This window comes from Candidatus Nitrosotalea sinensis (assembly GCF_900143675.1).
Lineage (GTDB): Archaea > Thermoproteota > Nitrososphaeria > Nitrososphaerales > Nitrosopumilaceae > Nitrosotalea > Nitrosotalea sinensis.
Window position 1 is genome coordinate 617,203 of the sequence record NZ_FRFC01000003.1, and the last position, 16,977, is coordinate 634,179.

Here is a 16,977-nt window from a genome sequence, read left to right on the forward strand (position 1 = left end):
CAGACAAAACTATCTTTCTGTTAAAATACTCCTCGATTGCTATTACTCTACATGGGGACACAGGATCACAATACTTGGTATAGCTCAGGCAACGAAAATGCAAAGCAAGGAAATTATGATGATGCACTGCTTGCGTATGACAAAGCGCTTGAGATTGACCCTCGTCATGTTAGTGCCTGGAACAACAAGGGAATAGTACTGTCAAGATTGAAACGATATGAAGAAGCCATATCCTGCTATGACATGGCAATAGAATTGGATTCAACATATGCAAATGCATGGTACAACAAGGCAAACGCATTGCGAAATTTTGCACAGTTTCTTGTAGATACTGCGGCAGATGATAGGGCCAACGCACCCAAAACAATAACCCGCTCTATTGCATTATTTGATTCTGCTGACAAGTGTTATGATCAGGGAGATATACTCTCAGGAAAAAGAAAATGACTCTCGAAAAAATATGCAATGAAATCATCAAATCTGACAAGAACATCACTCTTGTAGCAATATCTCACAGAACTGATTTTTTTTATGTAGAAAAAGAAGGAGTAAAAAGCCTTCAAACAAAAGAAGATGTGGAAAAGGCATTGGCTGATGCATCTCTAAGATGGGTCACGCGAAGATCACATCGAACACTTGGAGAACCACTCTATGCAATGGCAAAATACGAAAAAGCAAAACGAATTACAGTTCCATTTGGAAGATATGGTATAGTCCTATGTGGAGTACACCCGGATTCTGACGCTGAACAAATTGCATCTCACTTGATACATATCTTGAAAAAACACATTGTGGACTAGTCATCCACCATATCCTGAATTTCCAACAAAATCTGCACTTGTAGGAGTTCTATACTCTTTTGTCATGTTGATGCCTTCGTTTGTTGTTATGTGCACTTGATCAAGCTTACTTCCCTCAGGTGGTGAAAGTGAGACTTTCTCGCCTGGCTCAAGTATTGGTATGATGTCAGGTTTTGCAGTTCCTCCATAGTTAATCACTACATTGGTAAGAGAACTAGAACCAGTATTTTTTATTGCAACATGAGTCTCAGTTCCCATTGCATCCTGAACTATGATTGGATCTACTGCAAGACTATATTTTTCTGAAGTTGGAATTATTGGCAAAAATACTAGCAACAAAAATGCAACTACTGCTGCAAATCCTCCTCCAATTGCAACTGTAATGATGGACCTTTTCAACTGGTAATTATTTTACATTCTAAATATTTCAATTATTTCATAGACGTATTCCTACGAATCTATAATAAATGGAAAAAAACCAAATTTAACATGTCTGTAGACATATCTCTTCCAAACTTTGTTGAATGTAAGACAATTCTGCCTAATGCGTGCTGGGTTGAAGCTCAAAATGATCAAAAAGATGCAGTCTTGCTGGTCTCAGTACCATGTGAAGATCTCTCATCAATTGTGGTTATCGACACAAATGGTAAAAGAAGCGAGATGTGTTTCTCAATAGGCTCCATGGTGAAAATTCATGAAAACAAATTATACTATAATAAAAACCGCCTAGAAGACTGTGATTCTGAAGACTAGGCTGTAACTTTCCTACTCTCTTTAATGCTATACATTACTATGAACATGCAAAATGCCAAAAAGACCAGGTTCACAACAAGCGTGGGCATGTTGGTAACAGATTCTTGAAGTGTTCCATATGGTATAGGGTTTGTCCAGAATGTTCCAGGGGATGAGTAAATTTTCTGCCAGTAATATAATGAAGTCATAGCATGTACAAATATTGTAACTGCAATAAAAGATACTTGGGTCTTCTTTGATACATGTCTTACAAAATTCCAAACTCCATATGATGAAATCATTACAATTGATAACAAAAATGGCAATTGATATCTCTCAAGTGAGAGGTCTCTTGCAATCATCAATGTTGTGAAAAAAGTGCTTACAAACCAAACTAGTAAAAGTATCTCAGGAACACATTCTTTTTGTTTTCGGATTTTATTTATCGCATATGCCATCCCTACAAAAAAGAATAATGTCATTGGAACACTAGAGTATGTAGCCGGATTATTCCAATCCAGGTTATACGTGGAGCCCGGGAATGCACCCGGTATTGTATTTGCTACGGGACTTGGAATCAATGCATAGTTGAACAATAATGCCATCCTGATTGGATGCAGCCCTTGTATTGTAGGGTATGCAATAAACCAGACATCTCTATTATAGTTGTCCATGTCATATTTCATGGAAATTATTTGCAAAACAGGATTTTTGTAAAATCCCGGCTCTGTCAACAAAAATCCTAGTATTGAAACCAGGAAAAATACCGAAACCAGAATGCCGATTTTAACGATTTTTCTACCATTGCTTCCATGTGTCTGCTGTATTCCATAAAACAAAATGATTGCACCAAACAATATTGCAAACTCTACTGATAACAATTTTGAGGTAAGTGCACAACCAAATGCAATGGAGCTTGCAATTAGATACTTGATCCTAAGATGTCTTACTCTGAAAGCATGAAGTAAAAGCAATAATGATAACATGCTAAAGAAAATGTAGTGCACCTCTGTCATTATTGTCCTGCTATACCACACCCACAAGTTGTAGAACAAAAAGAAACCCGAAAACACAATTCCTGTATTTCTATTGAAAAGCATTTTGCCTACTAGGAATGCTATCACTACAGTCAGTGCCCCAAAGACTGGGGACAACAACCTCCCTGCAGCCATCTGCTGTATTGTCGGAGCATTGTGAAAATCATAACAAGAAAACCAATAACACGACCAATCGTAATAGTCACCTGGATCCTGATGTGCAAGACTAAATGGAAGTCCAATCAACATCATACGTAACGGGCTGTATGTTGCACCATGAGCAGGTATGTGGTACAATAAACTACAATTATCAATTGAAACTAAACACGGATTTGCAAGATCTCCCTTGTTTACAAGGTGGATATAGTTTCCTGCCCATCCCAAATAATTTATCTCATCTCCATGTCTTGGCTGGCCTTCAAGATTGTAAGAATACGCAACAATTGCCACCGCAAAGAGTATTGCTGGAATGGTGTATCTTGTCTTGGCAAGACTTGACTGATTCATCTTTTTCTTGTCATTTCTAATTGATTGATATATCTATTGTATGTTGATATTCGTGTTTGTCATGAAATTACTTGCTATTTTTGAATATATTGAGATTTTATGTTAATGACAAGACTAGAGATATTTTGCAAATATTAAAGTATTTCAAGTAACAAATCACTATATTCGTCTGTCCAGTACTGGAACAATCATCGAGATAAAATTTCGACATTGTACTATACACATTATCATATTTCTATACTTGTACGTTATAAACCGGACAATGTGAGCATAATGCTTTATTATTCCATCTGATATATTTGATCATAATGATTCCACATTCACTTAGCAGCATGTATCGTACTTTTTATGAAATATCTCCAGATCTTATATGCATATTAGATGAAAAAGGAATAATTCTTGATATCAATAAACACATGCTAGAGCATCTAGGTTACACGACAGATGAAGTGATAGGCAGGTCTTGTTTTGATTTTATTGTAGGAGATTCACAAATTACCGCATTAAATGGCTTTAAAGAAATGATGGAAAAAGGAATAGGGCCACAAATTGAAATAGAAATAATTAGAAAAAATAAACAATCCATTTTCGGTTTATGCAAAGGCGCTCTCATACCAAATGAGTTCTCAAGTAAACGTAGCTATATCATAACAATCCGAGATATTTCCATACTGAAACAAACACTCCAAAGGGCACATATTGCTGAAGAACAAGCAGACAAAAGATATGCTGATCTAAAAAGCGCACATGATGATCTTTTGGCATTAGAAAAAAAATATAGAAACCTGTATGAACATGCCCCTGATCTTTTACGAACAATTAACCTCGATGGCGTAATACTGGATTGTAACGAATCGTATGCACAAAATCTTGGTTATGCTAAAGAAGAAATTATTGGAAAATCCATATCTGATCATATTTCTGAAAAGAGCTGTAATACATTATCAGATGGTATTGAAGAATGGAAGAAAACTGGAAAAATATCTAATTTGGAAATATGGCTTAAACGCAAAGATGGAACTATTTTTCCAACACTCATCTCTGGAACCAGTCTGTATGATGAAAATGGGAATGTAATTGGTAGAACCGTATCACTTCGAGATATTACAGATATTCATGATGCAAAGATGAAAATGGAACAAGACCAAGAAAAAATAAACGAGCAATATAGTGAACTAAAAAAGACGCATGAACTCCTAAGTGTTGCTGAACAAAAATTCCGCAGCCTGTATGATACTTCGCCTGACATGATGCGTACGATTGATGTGAATGGGTTAATTGTTGATTGCAATGACTCTTATGCATCAAACTTGGGTCATGAAAAAAATGACATACTTGGCAAATCTATATTCGAACATTCTGCAGAACAAAGTATCCCGCAACTTGTGGACATTTTCAACTCATGGAAAAAAGGCATTGATATCAAGAATAAAGAAATCTGGTTTAAAAGAAAAAATGGCACAATTTTTCCATGTCTCTTGAGTGCCACCACCTTTTGTCATGGGGATAAGATACTCGGAAGTAATACTGTGATAAAAGACATCACTGAACTCTATGAAGCCAGAAAAACAATTGAGGAGAACCAATCTCATATAAAGGAACAATATGAAAAATTATGCCAAGTTGAAAAATCCAAAGAAGAATTTATTACAATGATGACACATGAACTAAAAACTCCTCTAGTGCCAATAATTGGATACGTTGATCTGCTTCTTACCGAATCTTTTGGGACTCTCACAGAAGAACAGAAGAAAAAATTGCGCCTAATAAGAACAAATTCACAATATCTGACTAATCTTATATCTGACATGCTGGATGTGCAAAAAATTGATCTTGGACAGCTTAAACTTACTATGAATAGGAATAACCTTCAAGAAATTATGCTGCAAGCAATTGAGGGAATCAGACCTGATATTGAAAAGCGCGGCATCACGTTGTCTACAAATCTCCAACCTGATCTATTTTATGTGTGTGATAAGCTAAGGATGATCCAAGTCATAAACAACGTACTTTACAATGCTCTAGATTTTTGTCCTATAAATACTGGCAACATATCTGTCAAATTGTATCTAGATGGTACAAACTATAGGATAATCATAAAAGATAATGGGGTTGGAATGCTAAAAGATAATCTTGAGAAAGTGTTTGTAAAATTTTATCAGATTGACACATCTGTCACAAGAGAGCATGGTGGTTCTGGACTTGGACTTGCCGTATGCAAAGGAATCGTAGAGATGCACCATGGAAAGATTTGGGCACATTCTGATGGACTAGGAAAAGGAACTGAAATTCACATATCTCTTTCTGCAGTCTGATGAAACTTGCATGTTTTTGATCATTTTCTTAATATTGCCTATTTTAGACACTTGATCTGTGAAAGCTCTAGTCTATGAAAATTATGCACCTGATGATGATTACAAAAAAATTCTAAAAATAGTGGAGATACCTAACCCAAAACCAAAACCAAACGAGGTGGTCTTCAAAGTAGTTGTAGCAGGATTAAACCATGATGACATCTGGGGAATGAGGGGAAAACCAATCCAGATCCCAATGCCACACATCTCAGGCACTGATGCAGCAGGCGAGGTAGTTGCTGTAGGGTCAGATGTCACTACTATCAAAGTTGGAGATAGGGTCGTCTCGCATGGAAACTTGTCATGTCGAGTTTGTGTTGATTGTACTGATGGCAGAGAATATGACTGTAGACATAGAAAGGTTTGGGGATTTCAAACAGGCCCCTTGTGGGGCGGATATTGTGAGTATACTCATCTTCCAGAAGTAAATGTAGTCAAAATCCCTGATAATGTATCATACGAAGATGCAGCAGCTGCATCTATGACCATGACAACTTCATGGCATATGCTTGTTGGCAGGGCAAAGATAAGGCCAGGACAAACAGTATTGATAATGGGAGGGGGTTCAGGTATGGGAACATTTGGAATCCAGATTGCCAAACTTTACGGGTGTGATGTTATTGCAACTGCAAGTGGCAGCAAACTTGAGGAATGTCTCAAACTTGGTGCAGATTTTGCAGTAGACCACCGAAAAGAAGATTGGAACAAACAAGTATTTGCAATATCAAAAGACTTGGCAAAACAAAAGCACACCAGTCCTGGAATTGATGTCATCTTTGAGCACATTGGAGGCTCACACTGGAACAAGGAACTTGCATTGCTCAAATATGGTGCAACTCTTGTCACGACAGGTGCTACAACCGGATATGATGTAGCATCTGATCTTCGACACATATTTTTCAAAGGAACAAATATTCTCGGTTCTACACAAGGAACACGTGCAGAACTAGAGGCTGGAATTCACTGGATGTCAAAAGGGAAAATAAAATCAATTGTAGATTCAATCTACACGTTCGAAAATGCAGTAGAAGCACATACCAAGATGCTAAAAGGCAATCTCTTTGGTAAAATACTGATGAAACCTGCATAACCAGCATCTTTACTATATCTTTTTAGACTAGGAATATCATACGTATGACAAGTATGTATGCTAGATTATTGACTATCTTGGTCTTGTCTGCATCTTTGATTCTATTTGCAAATCCAGTACATGCGCAAACTCCTACCAAGTTTTCCACAAAAGGTGCCATATCTGAAAGCAGTAACTTTCATGGCGTCATACTGTGGACAATAATTGACAACAACAAAGGCACTATGATACTTCAATCTCCTGTAGGTAGGGGCCTAGTACATGTATCTATTGCACCAAGCACTACGTGTGATTCTTCAACACCTATTTGTCTCTTCTCAACCGTAATTGATTCAACTGATAGTAATGTTTTCAAAACCGGGGACACTGCAAGAATCTCAATTAACCTTGACTCTAAACAAGAATCACTTTCCATGTTGACTGGTGTTCTTGCAGGCTTTGACGCTTCAGTTGACTTGTCTAATACCTGGATTCCACATTCTGTGACCGACTCTACAAAACACTATCAAATTGGACTAAACGAATCAATAGGCGTCACTGCAAAAAGTTGAAAAACTGGGGATTTTTTTATCGGTCTATTTTGATTGTTTAACGACTCTTTTTAGATTTCTTGCCCAGCAATGAAGTCAGAAATGTGCTATTGTCCAATGATGGATCGCTTTTTTGAGCATCTCTTATAGCTCTTATGAATTTCTGAAATGCCTCGACCTTGACAGTTATTGTCTTGTATTCTTTTCTTGGCATGCCAATAATAATCCGGTACAGTTAATAAATCTTGAGTGTAGTTTTCCATAAAATATCATACTTTATACCCAAAAATATAGAAAAATATTTGTTCAATTGCCATAAATTGCAAATGTGTCCGGTGCTAGTACCTGATTATTCTGTTAGAAAAGACAATTGCTGATACGATAGCGATCAACAAAACAACTAGTGCTGTGGGAAATTCAGGTACGGCACTTGTCCCGTAAATTGATATCTTGTTGGTATTTGCAGGAAATGAAATGTTTAATGTCCTGTATGCTGATGTCTTTGTTTCATTGAACTTGGCAAGATTCTGGTCGTCTGCTACGATATATGTCTCATCTGTACCGTCTGGTTTTTTAGAATCTATCATGTCTCTTGGAAGCTGAATTGACAAAACACCTGGACTGCTTGCTCTTATATTCACATTAAGGGAGAATGTGTCCTGGTTTATGCCAGCTGTTAGTATCTGACCTCCAATTATCTTGTAACTGATTGTAGATGTCGTATTTATCACAGATACAAACCCTTGAGATTGTTGTGGTATGAACGGAGGCGGTGAAGAGTTTTGATTGGTATTTTGTGATGGTACTGTAACTGGTACTTGAGATGAAGGCTGGCTGATTCCTGCGTTACTTATTGACGATACTCTGAAATAATATGATACTCCTGGCTGTAGCCCTGATTTGACAAATGATGTCTGGACTCCAGTATTTGTTGTATCTGTGACCCATGCACCTGATTGTCCTGTCATTGATTCTACCTTGTATCCTGTCACAGGAAGTTTTCCATTGTTTGATGGTGCTATCCATGTTACTTGGACGCTGCTTGATGTGATCATTGTGGCATTAAGTCTGGTGGGTGGGTCTGGCAGTGTCTGATTTTGTGATGGTGTCTGTGTTGGGGTTTGACTGGAATCTGGAGGTGTTGATGTACTTGTAGGAGTGATAGTTGCAGGTGGAGAAGGATTTGTCTGAGACCCTCCTGACAGCTGGGCTGATACCACAAAACTGTATGTCTTGTCTGTTGTAAGACCTGATATTGTATAACTAGTGGTGCTTCCTTGAATTGAATCATCAATTGGAAGCATATTTCCATTTATCACTTGATCAATTGTATATCCGCTGATTATCTGACCATATGTCTGTGATGGTGCAATCCATGATATCTTTGCACTAGTAGGTGATATTGCGATTGCCGTTGTTATTATCGGCGTCATGGTATCTTGCGGCGTTACAGTTACACTGTTTGATGGACTACCTACTCCTAGTGAGTTTATTGCACTGACACGGTATGTGTAACTTGTACCTGTAACAAGTCCACTATGTGTGTAGGATGTATTTGATGTTCCAGTGTTTGCTACAAGTACGATAAAGTTTGATGTTCCGTTGGAGTATTCTATCTTGTAACCCGTGATTGGCATTCCGCCATTATTTGATGGTGCAACCCATGACAAGCTTACACTTGTAGCAGAAGCAGGATTTGCACTAAGTGTTGGAGACCCTGGAACTGTATTTACCACAACAGGTGTTGCTGATGCAGTATTTGATGAATTGCTGATTCCTATCGAGTTTATGGCAAAGACCCTGTATGTGTATGTGTGACCTGTCTGCAAGCCTGTATGAGAGTACGCTGTAAATGAACTACCTGAATTTGCAACAAGATTTGTAAAGTTTCCAGAATCTAATTGGTAATCAATCTTGTAACCTGTAACTGGAGGCCCACCGTTTGATACAGGCGAACTCCATGAGAGATTTATCTGGGTTGAAGAATAGACTGTAGCACCAAGACTTTGCGGTGGATTTGGTACAATATTTTGAGGTGGTGCTGAACTGCTTGTAGGCGTGGCGCTCTGTTCTGGCGTAGGACTTCCATTACCTGCTGAATTTATTGCAAAGACTCGATAAAGATACGTTTTTCCGGTCACCAAGTTGGTATGGGTATAATTTGTAACATTTCCTAATCTGACAAGTGTAGTATCTGACGGATTTGGAACCATTCTATAATCAATTTCATATCCTGTAATTGATGCACCACCGTTATTTTGCGGTGGACTCCATGCAAGAAAAACGCTTGTTGGCGATACTGGTGTTGCAGTAAACCCCGTCGGTACATCTGGGACATTGGCTGTCTGGGCATATGATTGACCTGCAAAAAACAAAGTTCCAGATAGAACAATCATCTGCAATATGATCAAGTTTGTAAAATTATTCCTGATACTGATCTTGTTCATTTTTTACAAATTATCGTACATTTCATTATTCATAAGTTGTATAGGGAAAGTATTTTGAATCAATGTATGAAAAGAATCTTGACAAAACTTCTCACATGATTTTTTGCCTAGTATTTCTTTTTTAGTTCATTGTATTCTTCTTCTGGTGTCTTTTTTGATTTTGATCCTGGCTTGTTTCTGGGCCTTGATCTAACCATGCAATTACAACAGTTGCAATACAAATCAACTGTCTCATCTGTTGCAGGTTTGTCTTCTCTATCATGACATGCCTCTCTTAACATAAAGACACCGCATATCTGGCAGCGTACTTGGCCTGATAAATAACGACTAGACCCATCTCGTGGTTTTCTTACCTTGAATTCCTTACATATTCCAGTGCACGTGCCTCGGTCTTTATGCATGAACAATTTCTGGCACGGAAGAATAAATTCCCATGCATTCATGTCTGATTTTTAGCCTAACACAATTTTATTGAACATGTTTGTTTATCCAGCAGAAGCTACTGGTTTATTGGTAGATCTACGAATTTCGTATTGATGATACGCATCACTTTTATCGTTTTGGCTATTCATCTGGATTGTAACATATGATAAGAAAATTCAGCTCACATAGTCGTCCTAAAACAAAGATACTCATACTTGGAGGAGGCTTTGCGGGAAGTAATATCCTACGTGAGATGCAAAAACAACAGCGTGACGATGTTGAAATAACTCTGGTAAGTCAAGACAACTTTTTCCTTTTTACTCCTATGCTTCCTGAGGTCTCATCAGGAATGCTTCACGCCAGTGATATTACTACACCAATCAGATCTTTTTGTAAGACTGCTAATTTTTGTCATGCGAAAATCACATCAATTGATTTACAAAACAAGAATGTATCTCTGGTTAGGATATTTGACCAAAAGGAAAGCACATTAGAATATGACTATCTAGTATTAGCACTTGGAAGCAAAGATAATTTCTTTGGAAATGTCAACATTGAAAATTTTGCATTTACAATCAAGACTTTGGAAGATGCAATAGCTATTAGAAATCATATCATCAGCGTACTAGAGTGTGCAGACCAGGAAAAAGATCAAATCTTACAAGAAAAACTATTGAGATTTGTCATAGTTGGTGGAGGTTTTGCAGGTGTAGAAATTGCAACAGAAATACATCACTTTCTACTTGATGCAACAAAAAATTATTACAAAAACATTGATCCAAAAAATGTTAAAACAATAATCATCTCTGCAAGAGATGGAATTTTACCTGAGGTTGGAGACGAGCTTGGAAAATTTGCCTTGGAATATGTAAGAAAATCGGGAATTGAAGTGTATGTAAACACAAAAGCCATTGATGCAGGTGAGGACCATGTTCTATTAAGTGATAATACTATAATTCCGTGCGCAACACTTGTCTGGGCTGGTGGAGTTACAGTTGACCCCCTAATTGCATCTCTTAAATGCGAACACGGTCAGTCTGGCAGACTTGTTGTAGATTCGTACCTCCGGCTAAAAGATAATACTCATGTCTTTGCGTTGGGGGATTGTGCACATTTGGTTGACGCTAAAAACAACCTGGTCTATCCTACAACTGCACAAATAGCAATAAGACAAGCAAAACTAGTCTCTGACAATTTGTTTGCAGAGATTACAGGAAATGCTAATCTGGTAAAACCCTTTGAATATCATAACAAAGGTGTGATGGCAACCATTGGAAAAAGAACTGGTGTTGCATTACTAAACGGACGACAGGTGCATGGATTTCCCGCATGGTTTCTATGGAGAACCTTTTATTGGTTGCATCTTCCCACTCGAGAAAAGAAACTCAAAGTAGGATTTGACTGGATACTTGGAACAATCTTTAGAGCTGATATCATGACTGTAGGATTCATCAAGAAAAAGACGCTCTCAAGACTTGAGACTCCTATCTATTCTGCAATAGAAAGAACAATAGACGAGTCACAAAATGTTTCATACTTGTAAATTCTCTAGTATCTGATTGAATCTGCTATCTTATTGAAACCAAGGAAAATGTTCTTTTTCTTCTTCCTTTGGAAACTCGTCAATTATTGCTTGTCCAATTTCACTGTGGTTGTATGTCAGATGGCGGAGAAATTTCTGTGAATTATCATCTGTTGGAAACCCTTCCTTGATCTCTTTTATCATTTCCTTGCATTCTTTGCATGGGTTAAACTCGATGTAAAATTTCATTTTTTCTTCTCCATGGTATATCTGATTTATTGTTATTAGTTGACTGGGGATTGTAAAACTCAGTCACACCCTCTGCCTCAGGAAGAGATTATTTATCCTGGCTATCTAGAAACCTATTGGATGGCATTTCGAGTTTTAGGTGTAGGATCTAGTCTGCGTAGCAATGCCTCAAGTACTATTGCTGTATCAGTTTCACTTAATATTGCAAAAAAATATGGTGCTGAGACTCGTCTACTTGACCTCAAACAAAACAAATTGCCACTGTATGATCCCACTGAGAACCAATCTCTTCCTGAAATACTAAAGGCCAAAGATGATGTAGCCTGGTCAGATGCATTGATACTATCAACTCCTGATTATCACGGCTCAATGTCTGGTGCAATGAAGAACTTTCTTGATTATTTTTGGGCCGAATTTGCAGGAAAAACTTTTGGATATGTCTGCTCATCTCATGAAAAGGGCCTCACTGCAATGGATCAAATGCGAACCGCAGTAAGGCAATGTTATGGCTGGAGCATGCCATACGGGGTATCTGTAAGTGACAGTGATGATTTTATCGATGGAAAAATGACTCCAAAACTTGAATCACGCCTTGAGATGTTGGCACGAGATCTGGTTACATATGGACAAGTATTGAGAAAACAATTTCTAAATGACATGGGAAGCACAGAAAATACATTTGCATCAAGATATAAAAAATCATAAAAATTTCTTTTCTTAAGATTTATTAGAAATGGAATTGGGACACTAGTCATGTTGTTTGGAATATTTGCAGTGCACAGTCCTGATCTATGTCCATTAAACAACAGCCGCAGCAAGAAAACATTTCTTGAAATTAAAGGAAAACTAAAGTCTGCGCAAAAGAAATTCGGTATCAAAAAGATGCTTGGATTCTACATGTCAGTGCTTGAGCATGAATGGATAATAATCCTCGATGCAAAAAGTGCTCACGATATAGAACAAATGTGCATTGCAGTGGGAATATCTTCAACAAGTACAGTAAAAATTGTACCAATAAACGACTTTAATGACGTGATTGCACGTATAAAATAGTCTTCAAATATTTGGTATAGTGTACTGGACTGACTCTTTTTATTATTCTGTTTATTTCTTGTAGAATTTCTTCAATGCGTGAGTTATGTTGTGCTGTAGTCTGTTGTTTCCTACGTCTGGTATGATGTTGTTTACATGTAGTTTATCTCTTGGAATTGTGTTTGCAACTGCAACTGCTGCCGCATAGAGTATCTTCACATCTATCTTTGATATTTGATGATCTAGTATTGCTCTCATCAAGTAGGGAAAGACCAAAGCATTGTTCACTCTATTGTGAAACTGGTAACTTCCAGTTGCAACAATTTTTGCCCCTGCTTTTTTTGCAATTACTGGATTTATCTCAGGCTCTGGATTGGTAAGGGCAAAAACTATTGAGTTACTTGCCATTTTTGATATAATCTCACCTGTTGCCAAATTTCGTATTCCTGAAACCCCGATGAATACGTCTGCATCAACCATGACTTCCTCAAGGGAACCTCGTGTTCTTTTTTGATTGGTACTTGCAGCAATCTCTTTTTTGTATCTAGTCATGTTCTCTCTTCTTCCTTTGTAAATTGCACCTGATGAATCTGTCACAATCATATTTTTACATCCTGCAAATCGTAACAATTCTGCAATACCAATCCCTGCAGATCCTGCACCTGCTATGATTATCTTTGATGTTGCCAGAGATTTTTTTACAACTCTTGACGCATTAAGAAGTGCTGCAAGAGCCACTACTGATGTACCATGTCTGTCATCATGAAAAACAGGAATTGGTATTTTTTTTCCTAATTCTTTTGAGATATCTAAAACCTTGGGCGATTCAATGTCTTCTAGATTGATTGCTCCAAATGATGGCTCAATTGCCACTATTGCATCAATTATCTTGTCTTTATCTGTAGTACCAAGACATATTGGAAACGCAGTAATCCCTGCATATTGTTTGTACAATATTGCCTTTCCCTCCATCACAGGCATTGCAGCGTATGGACCGATGTTTCCTAGTCCTAAAATTCTTGTACCATCTGTTACTATTGCAACATTGTTTCTCTTAGATGTAAGTGTAAATTTTTTCTCTGGATGATCATATACTTCTTTTGAGACTGCCGCAACTCCTGGGGTGTAGATAAGCTGAATTTCTTTTGTACTGAGTTTGTGCATTTTTCGCCCAAGTAATATCGTGCCTCTTAATTTCTTGTGAAATTCTATTGATTTTTTACCAATCTCCTGCGTTGATGTCACAGTTTTACTCTGTCAAGCTTGCTATTAACAATTAGTGATAAAATCAAACATTAGATTGCAGCTAAATTATATTTATAAAAAATTCCAATTGAGAAAAAAAAGTCCGTCTCATCTATTGGATTTTATTTCTTCTTTGATTTTGCTTTTGGTTTTGCTTTACTTTTTGATTTTGCTTTTGGTTTTGCTTTAGCTTTTGCCATTGTTATTGGCCCCATGTTGTATGTATTAAGTATAGTGAAATCCATAAGATCTCAAGAAAACTAGACACAAAACAACTTTCAAGCATTTTTATGGAGTGATATGTACCATAGGGTAGAAGGAGGTGCAACGATGAGTTACAACGAACGAGGTTCATACGGTGGACGATCAGGAGGATACGGCGGCGGTCGAAGATTTGGCGGTGGCGGTAGAAGTTTTGATAACAGTCCAAAACCAGTAGAAACCGGTAAAGAATACGACGTTTCTATCACTGAAATCAGTAGAAAAGGCGACGGTATTGCAAGAGTAGAAGGCTTTGTGATATTTGTTAAAGATGGCAAGGCTGGCCAGAACGCTAAGGTAAGAATTACCCAAGTAGGCCAGAGATTTGCTTCTGCTGAAATAGTAGAAAGTCAATAAAACAACAACAAAATTCAGATTCAGGATAACTTCCTGTTTTTCTTATTTTTATCAAAATTTTTTATAATTGTGCATATTTGACATCCTGTCATGTCATTTTACTTTAGATATGGCATCTCGTATCTCTGTTGATTTTTCAAATATCGTCCTTCCAATATCATCCACCTCTTGACTACTTGGCTTTTTCCCAGAATGTACCACAAAATAATATGTCTCAAACTTACCTACGATGGCACCATGCGTGTATCCGTAGATGTATTCTGATTCATTACCTATGTGAAATGCCTGTTGGAACTGTGGCAGACGAATGTTTCTGGCAAGTCCCGGAATCTTTGAGATCTCCTCATCTATCATGGTGTCAAGAATTTTCTTATCTTTTTTTTCTAAAGGCACATCATGATGGTAAATACTTCATCAATAAAAATATGACACCTATTCTAACTTGTCTTTTTTTCTTGTACTGATATGATTTGTCTTATCTCTTTTGCACGAACTTCTACCATTTTCCTTATATCTTTGCTTTCTTCCACGTCTGGTATCTTGCCATATCTTCCTACAACTAGTCCTGCAATGTATCCTTCCATCTGACCTACAAGGTATCCGTATATGAAATCAGAGCCATTTTTGAATTTCCAGACTTTTTGCAACCTTGATTCACCCTTTTTTATCAGTGTGATATTGGGGCACCAGTTCTTGACTGCACTTTCCAACTCCTTTCTAATGTATGCCTCTAGTACCAACAAATCCTCTTCTCATCTTAAACCCTAAAAGGGTTTGTCATTGTATCATAACAGGTCGTAGCCCATATGGAACTATGGTATCATTTATTCCATTTACAAGACCTGTGATTCCAGGAATCTGTACTATGTTTCTTGCAAGGTCTGATTTTATCACATTTAGATAAAACAGACTTTTTTTCATCTCTTTTATCTTACGACTCTTTGAAAACGAGGAGGCCTTGAGATCCTTGAGATTTGCCGAAATATCACACAATTTTATTATTTTTGCCTCAATTGGTGCATCTTTTAGTTGCTTTACGTATTGCTCTTCTTGCTTTGATTTTGTAAGACTCTTGTCTTTTGATATTGACAGCACCAACACTGCAACCTTTGAGCCAAATCGCTGGTCTATCTCATCAAAACTTGTTGTGGTGTATTCCATGATGTCATGCAACCACGTAGCAGATATTGTATCCTGATCTGTTATCCCCAAATTCTTCAATCTAGCAACTACTGCACTTAGGTGTACATAATGCGATATGTCGTTTATCGTCCTCCCAAGATGTCTTTCTTTTGCAAAGTTTTCTGCAGATTGGAGCCTTGACAATATTGTATGGTTTTACAAAATCCAATTAATTGTTCTGATCTAACAATATGGTAAAAATTCAAAAAAATTTTTTTAAGCGTTTTTCAGCCTAAAATCTTCGTGCTGGACGATGTTTTGGTAAACATTCTCTGCAATATACTGGTCTTCCTTCTGCTGGTTTGAAAGGAACTTGTGTTTCCTTCTTGCAGTCTGAGCATGTAGCAGGAAACGTTTGTCTGTCTTCTGTTGACATGATCTTCGTAATCTTATGCTACATAATAACTGTTAACTCCAAACTTTTAGACCTTGATCACATGTTTGTCTAATTTGGTACCTAGTTTGAATGACCAAGTCTTGTAAAAAGGCCTACTCTTGTAGATGCTATTATCAATGCCATTCCTACTGCCAGCGCAACTGGGACAATTGGAAATTCTGGCACAGCACTTGGTTGATTTACCAGAAACGTCTCTGCCGAATCTGCAAATAACTGGGCATTTTTCTGAATGTTGGTTGGGTTGCTTGCCATCTCTAGGATGTACTGGTTTCCATTATCAAGAAAATAATATACGTTCTCACTTAGTATTGTGGAATCATCTGCAGTGTAATGTGTGGTATAGCTGACTGCAACCCTTACCCCGTCACTATATCTGTCCACTAGGCCGTTTAGGACTGATGTGCTAGAATCTGAACTGTTTGAATTTATCGTTCTTGCAACTATGGAGAATATGTCATTGTCTGAATGGTTTATGATTGAACGAGTGATGTTTTGGCTTATGAATGAGTGCTGTATTCCAAAGGTAGCAAGTTGACTCTTGTCCCCATTTGTAAATATGACAATTGTTCCATTTGATATGTTTGCAGGCACGCTTGCAATTCCCCAATTAAGAGGAGGCTGGATTGAGAAACCATGTTCTGAATTTTTATAAGAATTTGAATCTGCATATCTTTGAGCATTTGAAAATATTGAACTGGTGTAGTTCATTGCATATGCAGAATTGGTAAAAACTGCAGCGACAATCACTAATGTAATCAGCAGTAATGTCTTGTACATTATTCTGTTCTGTTTTGTACTGTTATTTATGTTGA

At 37.4% G+C, this 16,977-nt stretch carries 23 protein-coding genes; 10 read left to right on the top strand and 13 right to left on the bottom strand.

Annotated features, from left to right (window positions below; genetic code table 11):
* The first annotated feature begins 51 nt into the window (after nt 1-51).
* Both NSIN_RS05215 and NSIN_RS05220 read left to right on the top strand, forming a co-directional pair.
* A complete protein-coding gene (locus tag NSIN_RS05215; RefSeq protein WP_101009712.1) occupies nt 52-447 on the top strand; it encodes a tetratricopeptide repeat protein in 396 nt (131 codons plus the stop codon).
* Nucleotides 444-800, top strand: a complete 357-nt coding sequence (locus NSIN_RS05220) for a hypothetical protein (RefSeq protein ID WP_101009714.1) — start codon at nt 444-446, stop codon at nt 798-800. Before NSIN_RS05215 ends, NSIN_RS05220 begins: the two co-directional genes overlap by 4 nt.
* Here the strand turns inward: NSIN_RS05220 and NSIN_RS05225 are convergent, their stop codons facing one another.
* Entirely contained in the window at nt 801-1,199 is a 399-nt protein-coding gene (locus NSIN_RS05225) for a hypothetical protein (RefSeq protein ID WP_101009716.1), read from the bottom strand. It lies immediately after the preceding gene.
* Between the two features lie 90 nt (nt 1,200-1,289).
* Between NSIN_RS05225 and NSIN_RS05230 the strand changes: the two genes are divergently transcribed.
* Nucleotides 1,290-1,553: a hypothetical protein gene (locus NSIN_RS05230; protein WP_101009718.1), complete on the top strand. Its 264-nt coding sequence runs from the start codon at nt 1,290-1,292 to the stop codon at nt 1,551-1,553.
* Here the strand turns inward: NSIN_RS05230 and NSIN_RS05235 are convergent.
* Nucleotides 1,550-3,076: an ArnT family glycosyltransferase gene (locus NSIN_RS05235; RefSeq protein WP_101009720.1), complete on the bottom strand. Its 1,527-nt coding sequence runs from the start codon at nt 3,074-3,076 to the stop codon at nt 1,550-1,552. The two genes, NSIN_RS05230 and NSIN_RS05235, sit on opposite strands and share 4 nt — an antisense overlap.
* A gap of 308 nt (nt 3,077-3,384) precedes the next feature.
* On the opposite strand from NSIN_RS05235, the gene NSIN_RS05240 reads away from it, so the two are divergent.
* The 3 genes from NSIN_RS05240 to NSIN_RS05250 all read left to right on the top strand — a co-directional run bounded on the left by NSIN_RS05240 (nt 3,385) and on the right by NSIN_RS05250 (nt 7,071).
* Nucleotides 3,385-5,391: a PAS domain-containing sensor histidine kinase gene (locus NSIN_RS05240; protein WP_101009722.1), complete on the top strand. Its 2,007-nt coding sequence runs from the start codon at nt 3,385-3,387 to the stop codon at nt 5,389-5,391.
* 58 nt (nt 5,392-5,449) lie between these two features.
* A complete protein-coding gene (locus NSIN_RS05245; protein ID WP_101009724.1) occupies nt 5,450-6,520 on the top strand; it encodes a zinc-binding dehydrogenase in 1,071 nt (356 codons plus the stop codon).
* 83 nt (nt 6,521-6,603) lie between these two features.
* Nucleotides 6,604-7,071, top strand: coding sequence for a hypothetical protein (locus NSIN_RS05250; protein WP_101009726.1), 468 nt, complete (start codon nt 6,604-6,606; stop codon nt 7,069-7,071).
* A 37-nt stretch (nt 7,072-7,108) separates the two neighbouring features.
* Here the strand turns inward: NSIN_RS05250 and NSIN_RS09465 are convergent, their stop codons facing one another.
* The 3 genes from NSIN_RS09465 to NSIN_RS05260 form a co-directional block, all read right to left on the bottom strand.
* A complete protein-coding gene (locus tag NSIN_RS09465) occupies nt 7,109-7,264 on the bottom strand; it encodes a hypothetical protein (protein WP_165775251.1) in 156 nt (51 codons plus the stop codon).
* A gap of 124 nt (nt 7,265-7,388) precedes the next feature.
* Nucleotides 7,389-9,446 carry a fibronectin type III domain-containing protein gene (locus tag NSIN_RS05255; RefSeq protein WP_165775252.1) on the bottom strand — a complete coding sequence of 686 codons (2,058 nt, stop codon included), beginning with the start codon at nt 9,444-9,446 and terminating at the stop codon, nt 7,389-7,391.
* A 158-nt stretch (nt 9,447-9,604) separates the two neighbouring features.
* Nucleotides 9,605-9,898 (bottom strand): hypothetical protein, encoded by a 294-nt coding sequence (locus tag NSIN_RS05260; RefSeq protein ID WP_133124066.1) that lies wholly within the window; start codon nt 9,896-9,898, stop codon nt 9,605-9,607.
* Between the two features lie 185 nt (nt 9,899-10,083).
* Between NSIN_RS05260 and NSIN_RS05265 the strand changes: the two genes are divergently transcribed.
* The gene (locus NSIN_RS05265; RefSeq protein ID WP_101009731.1) at nt 10,084-11,463 is read left to right on the top strand and encodes an NAD(P)/FAD-dependent oxidoreductase; all 1,380 of its coding nucleotides are present in this window, start codon (nt 10,084-10,086) and stop codon (nt 11,461-11,463) included.
* 30 nt (nt 11,464-11,493) lie between these two features.
* Here NSIN_RS05265 and NSIN_RS05270 read toward each other — a convergent pair whose 3' ends face one another.
* Nucleotides 11,494-11,691, bottom strand: coding sequence for a hypothetical protein (locus NSIN_RS05270; RefSeq protein ID WP_101009733.1), 198 nt, complete (start codon nt 11,689-11,691; stop codon nt 11,494-11,496).
* Nucleotides 11,692-11,811: 120 nt separating this feature from the next.
* On the opposite strand from NSIN_RS05270, the gene NSIN_RS05275 reads away from it, so the two are divergent.
* Together NSIN_RS05275 and NSIN_RS05280 are read left to right on the top strand one after the other, a co-directional pair.
* The gene (locus tag NSIN_RS05275; protein WP_101009735.1) at nt 11,812-12,396 is read left to right on the top strand and encodes an NADPH-dependent FMN reductase; all 585 of its coding nucleotides are present in this window, start codon (nt 11,812-11,814) and stop codon (nt 12,394-12,396) included.
* Nucleotides 12,397-12,444: 48 nt separating this feature from the next.
* Nucleotides 12,445-12,744 (top strand): hypothetical protein, encoded by a 300-nt coding sequence (locus NSIN_RS05280; protein ID WP_101009737.1) that lies wholly within the window; start codon nt 12,445-12,447, stop codon nt 12,742-12,744.
* A gap of 51 nt (nt 12,745-12,795) precedes the next feature.
* On the opposite strand, the gene NSIN_RS05285 is transcribed toward NSIN_RS05280, so the two are convergent.
* Nucleotides 12,796-13,968: an NAD(P)-dependent malic enzyme gene (locus NSIN_RS05285; protein WP_245871910.1), complete on the bottom strand. Its 1,173-nt coding sequence runs from the start codon at nt 13,966-13,968 to the stop codon at nt 12,796-12,798.
* Nucleotides 13,969-14,090: 122 nt separating this feature from the next.
* Nucleotides 14,091-14,213 carry a hypothetical protein gene (locus tag NSIN_RS09660; protein WP_281259591.1) on the bottom strand — a complete coding sequence of 41 codons (123 nt, stop codon included), beginning with the start codon at nt 14,211-14,213 and terminating at the stop codon, nt 14,091-14,093.
* Nucleotides 14,214-14,298: 85 nt separating this feature from the next.
* Between NSIN_RS09660 and NSIN_RS09665 the strand changes: the two genes are divergently transcribed.
* Nucleotides 14,299-14,586 carry a TRAM domain-containing protein gene (locus NSIN_RS09665; protein ID WP_101010101.1) on the top strand — a complete coding sequence of 96 codons (288 nt, stop codon included), beginning with the start codon at nt 14,299-14,301 and terminating at the stop codon, nt 14,584-14,586.
* A 93-nt stretch (nt 14,587-14,679) separates the two neighbouring features.
* Here NSIN_RS09665 and NSIN_RS05295 read toward each other — a convergent pair whose 3' ends face one another.
* The 5 genes from NSIN_RS05295 to NSIN_RS05315 all read right to left on the bottom strand — a co-directional run bounded on the left by NSIN_RS05295 (nt 14,680) and on the right by NSIN_RS05315 (nt 16,942).
* Complete coding sequence (locus tag NSIN_RS05295) at nt 14,680-14,979, bottom strand: hypothetical protein (RefSeq protein WP_101009740.1); 300 nt, start codon at nt 14,977-14,979, stop codon at nt 14,680-14,682.
* 44 nt (nt 14,980-15,023) lie between these two features.
* Nucleotides 15,024-15,329 carry a hypothetical protein gene (locus tag NSIN_RS05300; protein ID WP_218192580.1) on the bottom strand — a complete coding sequence of 102 codons (306 nt, stop codon included), beginning with the start codon at nt 15,327-15,329 and terminating at the stop codon, nt 15,024-15,026.
* A 34-nt stretch (nt 15,330-15,363) separates the two neighbouring features.
* Complete coding sequence (locus NSIN_RS05305) at nt 15,364-15,912, bottom strand: HD domain-containing protein (RefSeq protein ID WP_165775253.1); 549 nt, start codon at nt 15,910-15,912, stop codon at nt 15,364-15,366.
* A gap of 88 nt (nt 15,913-16,000) precedes the next feature.
* The gene (locus NSIN_RS05310) at nt 16,001-16,144 is read right to left on the bottom strand and encodes a CxxC-x17-CxxC domain-containing protein (RefSeq protein WP_101009746.1); all 144 of its coding nucleotides are present in this window, start codon (nt 16,142-16,144) and stop codon (nt 16,001-16,003) included.
* An 81-nt stretch (nt 16,145-16,225) separates the two neighbouring features.
* Nucleotides 16,226-16,942 (bottom strand): hypothetical protein, encoded by a 717-nt coding sequence (locus NSIN_RS05315; protein ID WP_101009747.1) that lies wholly within the window; start codon nt 16,940-16,942, stop codon nt 16,226-16,228.
* Nucleotides 16,943-16,977: the final 35 nt, after the last annotated feature.

Excerpts from the sequence above, each read along its gene's own strand:
- NSIN_RS05215 (WP_101009712.1), top strand. The coding sequence starts at position 52 with ATGGGGACACAGGATCACAATACTTGGTATAGCTCAGGCAACGAAAAT.
- NSIN_RS05235 (WP_101009720.1), bottom strand. The coding sequence starts at position 3,076 with ATGAATCAGTCAAGTCTTGCCAAGACAAGATACACCATTCCAGCAATA.
- NSIN_RS05255 (WP_165775252.1), bottom strand. The coding sequence starts at position 9,446 with ATGATTGTTCTATCTGGAACTTTGTTTTTTGCAGGTCAATCATATGCC.
- NSIN_RS05230 (WP_101009718.1), top strand. The coding sequence starts at position 1,290 with ATGTCTGTAGACATATCTCTTCCAAACTTTGTTGAATGTAAGACAATT.
- NSIN_RS05265 (WP_101009731.1), top strand. The coding sequence starts at position 10,084 with ATGATAAGAAAATTCAGCTCACATAGTCGTCCTAAAACAAAGATACTC.
- NSIN_RS05275 (WP_101009735.1), top strand. The coding sequence starts at position 11,812 with ATGGCATTTCGAGTTTTAGGTGTAGGATCTAGTCTGCGTAGCAATGCC.
- NSIN_RS05315 (WP_101009747.1), bottom strand. The coding sequence starts at position 16,942 with ATGTACAAGACATTACTGCTGATTACATTAGTGATTGTCGCTGCAGTT.
- NSIN_RS05220 (WP_101009714.1), top strand. The coding sequence starts at position 444 with ATGACTCTCGAAAAAATATGCAATGAAATCATCAAATCTGACAAGAAC.
- NSIN_RS05240 (WP_101009722.1), top strand. The coding sequence starts at position 3,385 with ATGATTCCACATTCACTTAGCAGCATGTATCGTACTTTTTATGAAATA.
- NSIN_RS05270 (WP_101009733.1), bottom strand. The coding sequence starts at position 11,691 with ATGAAATTTTACATCGAGTTTAACCCATGCAAAGAATGCAAGGAAATG.
- NSIN_RS09660 (WP_281259591.1), bottom strand. The coding sequence starts at position 14,213 with ATGGATTTCACTATACTTAATACATACAACATGGGGCCAATAACAATG.
- NSIN_RS05280 (WP_101009737.1), top strand. The coding sequence starts at position 12,445 with ATGTTGTTTGGAATATTTGCAGTGCACAGTCCTGATCTATGTCCATTA.
- NSIN_RS09665 (WP_101010101.1), top strand. The coding sequence starts at position 14,299 with ATGAGTTACAACGAACGAGGTTCATACGGTGGACGATCAGGAGGATAC.
- NSIN_RS05260 (WP_133124066.1), bottom strand. The coding sequence starts at position 9,898 with ATGCATAAAGACCGAGGCACGTGCACTGGAATATGTAAGGAATTCAAG.
- NSIN_RS05310 (WP_101009746.1), bottom strand. The coding sequence starts at position 16,144 with ATGTCAACAGAAGACAGACAAACGTTTCCTGCTACATGCTCAGACTGC.
- NSIN_RS09465 (WP_165775251.1), bottom strand. The coding sequence starts at position 7,264 with ATGCCAAGAAAAGAATACAAGACAATAACTGTCAAGGTCGAGGCATTT.